This is a genomic window from Burkholderia sp. Se-20373 (genome assembly GCF_017104705.1).
GTDB lineage: Bacteria > Pseudomonadota > Gammaproteobacteria > Burkholderiales > Burkholderiaceae > Burkholderia.
Genome location: NZ_JAAGPH010000245.1, coordinates 1 through 6,898, shown reverse-complemented (window position 1 = coordinate 6,898; position 6,898 = coordinate 1). Strand labels below are relative to the sequence as shown.

The following is a 6,898-nucleotide window of genomic DNA, read 5'->3' as shown; positions in this document are numbered from 1 at the left end:
TTACGTCGGACTGGGGCTAGTGTACTGACGTGATGCAGCACGTGTCACTGTCATCGAACACGGATCGCTCGAACTTATTAATGTTAAGGCCACCGCCACCACCGATATATACACCTAGGCAGACACTCTTTCCCTACACGGCGCTCTGCCGATCTGCCCGGCGCGCGGGGCGATGACGCCCGCGCTCGACGGCGCGCGCGCCACGCGTTTTTCGACGTTCGCGCCGGAACCGTTCGCCGAACACCTCGACGTGGTTTGGCTCGGCATGCCGGACGACGCTCACAATGCGCCCGGCCGGATCGTCGTCCCCGTCAGCACGCTGCCCGATCACCGCGAGGCCATCCTCGACGCGATGGTCGGCCATTACGGCGGCGATCCGGCGCAGCATGCGCGCGCGCTGATGTCGCAATGGAGCAAATACTATTTCGGCCGGGCGGCGCCGGCCGGCGTCGTTGCCGCGCTGACGCTCGGCCGGCCGCTCGACATGGCGCCCGAGCGTACGTTCGTCGCGCTTGACGACGGGATGCCCGCCGCGCTGTACTTCCCGCACGATGCGCTCGGCGCACCGTGCGACGACCCGGCGCCCCGCTATGCGGGGCTCGTCGCGCATCTCGGCGCGGTGATCGACCTGCTCGCGGCGATGGGCCGCGTCACGCCGCGCGTGCTGTGGAGCAACGCGGGCAACCTGCTCGACTATCTGCTCGATACGTATCGCGCGCTGCCCTGCGCGGCCGATCCCGTTCGCGATGCGGACTGGCTGTTCGGGTCGAGCTGCGTGCACGGCGAGCCGAATCCGCTGCGCGTGCCCGTGCGCGATGCCGTGCCGCGCTCGGCGCTGCTGCCGACGCCGTTTCGTGCGCGCCGCGTGTGCTGCCTGCGCTATGAAATTCCTGGAGAAACGCAACTGTGTGGAAGCTGCCCCCTGCTACTGACGATGGACGACGCGGCGCTGGCCGAGCAGGACGCGATCCGGTGATGGATGCCGGCCGCCGGCACGCGCTCGGCGCACTCGCGGCGGCACTGGGCGCCGCGTGCTGCGGTGCGTTTTCCGCATCGTCCGGCGCAATCGCCGCGACCCTCGATGCCCATCGCGCGCAGGGCATGCGAGCGCCGGGCGCGGTGTCGCTGGCCGGCAATCCCGTCGTGTCGCAGGCGAGCGCGACGATGCCGGTGCGCCCGCAACGCGTGGTCGCGCTCGACTTCATGTTCGCGGAAAGCGTGATCGCGCTCGACCTCGTGCCGGTCGGGATGGCCGATACCGCGTTCTATCCGGGCTGGCTCGGTTATCAAAGCGAGCGGCTCGCGAACGTGACCGATATCGGTTCGCGCCAGGAGCCGGGCCTCGAGGCGATCGCGGCGGTCAAGCCCGACCTGATCATCGGCGTCGGTTTCCGTCATGCGCCGATCTTCGACGCGCTCGACCGGATCGCACCGACGATCCTTTTCCAGTTCAGCCCGAACGTGTCGGACGGCGGCGTGCCGGTCACGCAGCTCGACTGGATGCGGCAGATCTTCCGGACGATCGGTGCGGTGACAGGGCGCGACGCGCGTGCGCAGGCGGTCGATGCGCAGCTCGATGCGGGCATCGCGCGCAATGCGGCGCGGCTCGCGGCGGCAGGCCGCAAGGGCGAGCGCGTCGCGCTGCTGCAGGATCTCGGCTTGCCCGACCGCTACTGGGCCTATACGGGCAACAGCACGTCGGCGGGGCTCGCGCGGGCGCTCGGGCTCGATCCGTGGCCGAAGAAGCCGACGCGGGAAGGCACGCTGTACGTGACGTCGGCCGACTTGCTCAGGCAGCGCGAGCTGGCCGTGCTGTTCGTGACCGCATCGGGGCTGGACGTGCCGCTATCCGCGAAACTCGATTCGCCGGTGTGGCGCTTCGTGCCCGCGATGAAGGAACGCCGGATCGCGCTGATCGAACGCAATATCTGGGGGTTCGGCGGGCCGATGTCGGCGCTGAAGCTGGCCGACGTGATGACCGATACGATGCTGAAGCTGCCGGCCGTGCGTTGAGCCGAGTGCGCGGCGGTCGATCGGCGGATGACGCTGCTTCGACTTCGACGGGCAGGGCATTGTGGTCGGCCCGCGCGCGCCACGCGGCGATCCGGCTCGACCCGGCCGTGTGGTCGGTGGTCGGTGGTCGCGCTCGATGTGATGCGCTTCGGTCGAGCGGCGTGCTCGCCCACGGCGGCCGCTGCATGTGCGCGGGACGCGCGGTGAATCGTCCCAGGCGTTCGGCGATCGCGCGACGCGCCGGCCACATCGCTTCCTGAAACGAAAATCGCCGACGCACTGCCCTTGCAGCGCGTCGGCGATTTTTTCCATCGACTGTCGAATTACGCGCTCAGCGCATCGACACCATCCTGCGCACGTGATCGTGCCGGCGTCGTATCGCTGACGATGCGCCCGTTGTCCAGCTTCAACAGACGGTCGGCGAGATCGAAGTAGCGGTCGTCGTGCGTGATCACGATCACGGCCTTGCCGCGCGCACGCAGCTCGGGCAGCAGTTGCTCGTAGAACACGGCCTTGAACGACGGGTCCTGGTCGGCCGCCCATTCGTCGAACAGGTAGAACGGCCGGTCCTCCAGGTACGCGACGACGAGTGCGAGCCGCTTGCGCTGCCCGGTCGACAGTGCGCGGGTCGAGAACGCGCCGTCCACCACCTTCACCTTGTGATCGAGCGCGAGCTTCGCGACCAGCGCGTTCGCGCGCGCATCGGCCTGCGCACGGGACGGATCCTCGGGATCGACGATGCCGAGCAGCGCATCGAACAGGTGGAAATCGTTGAACACCGCGCTGAAGCGCTGCCGGTATGCGGCGCGCTCGCGCCAGCCGATCGTGCGGCCGTCGACCTCGATCGTGCCTTCCTCGGGTTCGTAGAGCCCCGTCAGCACCTTCGCGAGCGTCGTCTTGCCGCTGCCGTTGCCGCCGACGATGAACACGAGCTCGCCCGGCTGGATCGTCAGGTTGATCGGCCCGATGCTGAACATCCGCTCGTCGCGTTCGTGGAAGTACGCATGCGTGACGCCGCGCAGCGTGACGGCGCCGGCCGGCGGCACGTCGGGTGCGTCGGACGCGGGCGGCACCGTGCGCAGCGCGCCGAATTCGGCCATCACGCCTTCGATCCGCGTGAGCGACACGCGGGCCGCGTTGACGGTCGGCAGGTTGTTCAGCAGCCCGTCGAGCGGCACGAGCATGAACAGGAACACGACGACGTAGCCGGCGGCCGCGGCCGGATCGGCATGCACGCCGAGCTGCGGCCAGAACGACGCGATGCCGAGGAACACGTAGAACAGGAAGATGATCCAGCCGACGCCGACCGCATACGCGCTGAACGCGCGGCGGCGGTGGTCGCGCACTTCGCCGATCGCGGCGCCGAGCTGGCCGTCGACGAACTGGCGGGCGCGTTCATCGTGCAGCTTCAGCTCCTTCGCGCCGGAAAACAGCGAGCCGAGATAGCCGAACAGCCGGTCCTGCGCCTGTCCGGCCGCTTCGAGCGATGCGATCGCGCGGCGATCGCCGGTGTGATAGCCGAGCGAGCCGGCGAGGATCGCGGCCAGCGCGAGCAGGCACACCGGCCACGACAGCCACGCGAGGTAGCCGAGGCAGCCGAACACGATCGAGCCGTGCATGACCAGGTTCGGCAGCGCGAAGAACAGCATCGACACGTTGGTGGCGTCGTCGGTCAGCACCGACTGCACGGGCGCCGCGCCGATCCGCTCGATGTCGCGCAGCTCGGCCGCGCCGACGCGCCGCGCGAGATGCACGCGCAGCCGCGCCATCGTGTCCTGCGACAGGCGAGCGAATAGCGTGCCCGACACGATCCGCGTGACGAGTGCGATCACCGCGCACAGCGCGAAGCGCCACGCGAGCGACGCATCGGCCGCGCCCGGCTGCGACAGCGCGCGGTTCAGCGTCGCGACGAGCAGCACGCTCGCGACGCCGTTCAGCACGCACGCGGTGAGCGCCAGCGCGAGCGACACGCGGCTTTCGCGCAACAGCGCAAGGATCAGGCGCGCCGCGGGGCGGCCGGGGGAAGCGTCGAGGGACGGCGGGGAAGAAGGCTCGTGGGCGGCTGTCATCGGCAACGTCGGTAAAGGGAAGGCAAGCGAAAACGCGGAAACGGCAAAAACTGACGCGAAAGCGGCGGGCGAGGCGGGGCCCCGTTCCGGCTTTCCTCCCTGATAGACGAACGGGCCGCGCAAATATTTAGCGGCCCGTTCAAAAAAAGCGTCCGCACGCGCTTTGCGCACAAAACGGTAAAAAATCGGCCGCGCCGTTCGTCACACCAGTGAAGCCGCCCCAAGCGGCCCCGAGACTTGGCCGAAGCGGCCGGACCGAAGGACTTCACGCACATGACGAGTTTCCCGACTGCGCTGCATCACCGAATCCGCGAACTGGCGCGCCTCGCGCCCGACGCACCCGCGATCGCGGTTCCTTTCCAGAATGACTTGCGCCTGTCGCGCGGCGCGCTCGACGCGCGGGCGTCGCGGCTGGCCCGGCAACTGCGTGCGGCGGGCGTCGGCGCGGAAGTGCGGGTGGGCGTATGCGTCGAGCGCTCGGGCGACCTGTTCGTCGCGCTGCTGGCCGTGCTGAAGGCCGGCGGCGTGTTCGTGCCGCTCGATCCGCGTCATCCGGCCGCGCGCCTCGACTGGATCGTCCAGGATGCGCAGTTGCGGCACGGGATCGTCGACGCGGCCGGCCGTGCGGCGCTCGGCACGCCGTTCGAACATGCGTTTGATATGACGGCGGAAGCGGAAGCGGAAGCGGCGGACGGGCAGCATATTGCCGCCGATGACGAAACAGTGTCCGTCCATCCCCGTTCGGCCGCCTACATGATCTATACGTCGGGCTCGACCGGCACGCCGAAGGCGGTCGTCGTCGAACACGGGCCGCTCGCCGCGCACTGCGACGCGCTCGCGGCGGCGCTGCCGATCGAGGCCGGCGACCGCCTGCTGCATTTCGCATCGGTCAATTTCGACGCCGCGCACGAATGCTGGCTCGCACCGCTCGCGACCGGCGCCAGCATCGTCGTGGCGCCGCCGCAGCCGTTCGCGCCGGATGCCGCGCATGCGCTGCTGGTGAGTGAATCGATCAACGTGGCCGCGTTCCCGCCCGCGTACCTGCGCGAATTCGCGGCGGTGGCCGCGCGCGACGGCGTGCCGCCGGCACTGCGCGTGCTGGCATTCGGCGGCGAAGCGCTGCCGCAGCAGGCATTCGAATTCGTGCGCGGCACGTTCCCGTCGGTACGCCTGATCAACGGCTACGGGCCGACCGAGGCCGTGATCTCGCCGATGCTGTGGCCGGTCGAGCCGGGCGAGACGCCGGTGCTGGCCGCCGACGATGCGTATGCGTCGTTGCCGATCGGCCGCGTGATCGGGCCGCGCGTCGCACGTGTCGACGGCGGCGAGGGCGACGGCGACGGCGTGGGCGAACTGCTGCTGGGCGGCGTCTGTGTCGCGCGTGGTTATCACGGCCGCCCGGCGCTGACGGCCGAACGTTTCATTCCCGATGCGGACGGCGAACCCGGTGCGCGCGTGTACCGCACCGGCGATCTCGCGCGGCTGCGCGACGATGGCGCATTCGACTATCTCGGCCGCCTCGACGATCAGGTCCAGGTGCGCGGCGTGCGTGTGGAGCCCGCCGAGATCGCCGCGTGCCTGCGTTCGCATCCGGCCGTGGCCGACGCGGCCGTGGTCGCCGAAACCGGCAACGGGCCGACGCGGCTGATCGCGTGCGTCGCGCTGCGTGCGGCGGCCGACGATGCCGCGCTGAAAGCGCACGTGGCCGCGCAACTGCCGGCCGCCTGGCAGCCGCACCGGTTCGTCCGGTGCGATGCGCTGCCGTATACGCTGAACGGCAAGCTCGACCGTGCCGCGCTGCGCGCGACGATCGCCGCCGCGCGCGACACCGCCCAAGGCAGCGGCGACGCACCGCGCACACCGACCGAACAGCAGCTCGCCGGCCTCTGGCAGACGCTGCTCGGCCTCGACGTCACGCCGTCGCGTGACGACCGCTTCTTCGCGCTGGGCGCCGATTCGCTCGCCGCGATGCAGTTGCAGGCTGCGATCCGTGCGGCAGTACGCGTGAACCTGCGGCTCGACACGCTGTTCGCCGATCCGGCGCTCTTCGAACTGGCCGACGCGGTCGATCGTGCGGAGCGCGAAACCGGCGAGCCGCTGGCCACGATTTCGGCGCGCCGTGTACCGGCCGATGCGGCCGCCGCCGCACCGCATGTCGACCGTGCCGCATCGCTCGCGCAGCAACGCTTCTGGGTGCTCGCGCAAACGCGTGACGCAAGCGCCGCGTATCACATCGCCGCCCACTGGACGATCGACGGCACACTCGATCGCGCTGCGCTGCAGCGCGCGCTCGATCACGTGATCGAGCGCCACGAAGCCTGGCGCACGACGCTCGTCGACAACGACGACGGCGTCGTGATGCAGCGGATTCATGCGCATCTGCCGGTGTCGATCGCCGACATCGACCTGCGCGACCAGCCGCCCGCGGCCCGCGACGCACAAGCCGCCCGTCTCGCCGAGCGCGAGGCGGCCGAGCCGTTCGACCTCGCCCGCGGCCCGTTGCTGCGCGCGACGCTGGTCGCACTCGCCGACGACCGTCACCGCCTGCTGCTGACCGCCCATCACGCGATCACCGACGGCTGGAGCTCGCGCTGCGCGTTCGATGAACTGTCGGCCGCCTATCGCGCGTATGCCGAGGGCCGCGAGCCGTCGCTGCCCGACCTGCCGATCCAGTACGCCGACTATGCGGACTGGCAACGCGACATGCTGGCGGGCGGCGAGGGCGAGCGCCAGCTCGACTACTGGCGCGGCGCGTTGCGCGACGTGCCCGGCCCGCTTGCGCTGCCGGTCGATCGCCAGCCGGGTGCCACCCGCAC

At 70.2% G+C, this 6,898-nt stretch carries 4 protein-coding genes; 3 read left to right on the top strand and 1 reads right to left on the bottom strand.

Annotated features, from left to right (window positions below; genetic code table 11):
- Nucleotides 1-172 precede the first annotated feature (172 nt).
- Both fhuF and G3N96_RS37010 read left to right on the top strand, forming a co-directional pair.
- Nucleotides 173-976 carry a siderophore-iron reductase FhuF gene (gene fhuF, locus G3N96_RS37015; protein ID WP_206140300.1) on the top strand — a complete coding sequence of 268 codons (804 nt, stop codon included), beginning with the start codon at nt 173-175 and terminating at the stop codon, nt 974-976.
- The gene (locus G3N96_RS37010; RefSeq protein ID WP_206140299.1) at nt 973-2,013 is read left to right on the top strand and encodes an iron-siderophore ABC transporter substrate-binding protein; all 1,041 of its coding nucleotides are present in this window, start codon (nt 973-975) and stop codon (nt 2,011-2,013) included. Before fhuF ends, G3N96_RS37010 begins: the two co-directional genes overlap by 4 nt.
- A gap of 323 nt (nt 2,014-2,336) precedes the next feature.
- On the opposite strand, the gene G3N96_RS37005 is transcribed toward G3N96_RS37010, so the two are convergent.
- Nucleotides 2,337-4,082 (bottom strand): cyclic peptide export ABC transporter, encoded by a 1,746-nt coding sequence (locus tag G3N96_RS37005; protein ID WP_206140298.1) that lies wholly within the window; start codon nt 4,080-4,082, stop codon nt 2,337-2,339.
- A gap of 273 nt (nt 4,083-4,355) precedes the next feature.
- Between G3N96_RS37005 and G3N96_RS37000 the strand changes: the two genes are divergently transcribed.
- A partial coding sequence (locus G3N96_RS37000; RefSeq protein WP_206140297.1) for a non-ribosomal peptide synthetase occupies nt 4,356-6,898 on the top strand: 2,543 nt, incomplete at its 3' end.

Excerpts from the sequence above, each read along its gene's own strand:
- fhuF (WP_206140300.1), top strand. The coding sequence starts at position 173 with ATGACGCCCGCGCTCGACGGCGCGCGCGCCACGCGTTTTTCGACGTTC.
- G3N96_RS37005 (WP_206140298.1), bottom strand. The coding sequence starts at position 4,082 with ATGACAGCCGCCCACGAGCCTTCTTCCCCGCCGTCCCTCGACGCTTCC.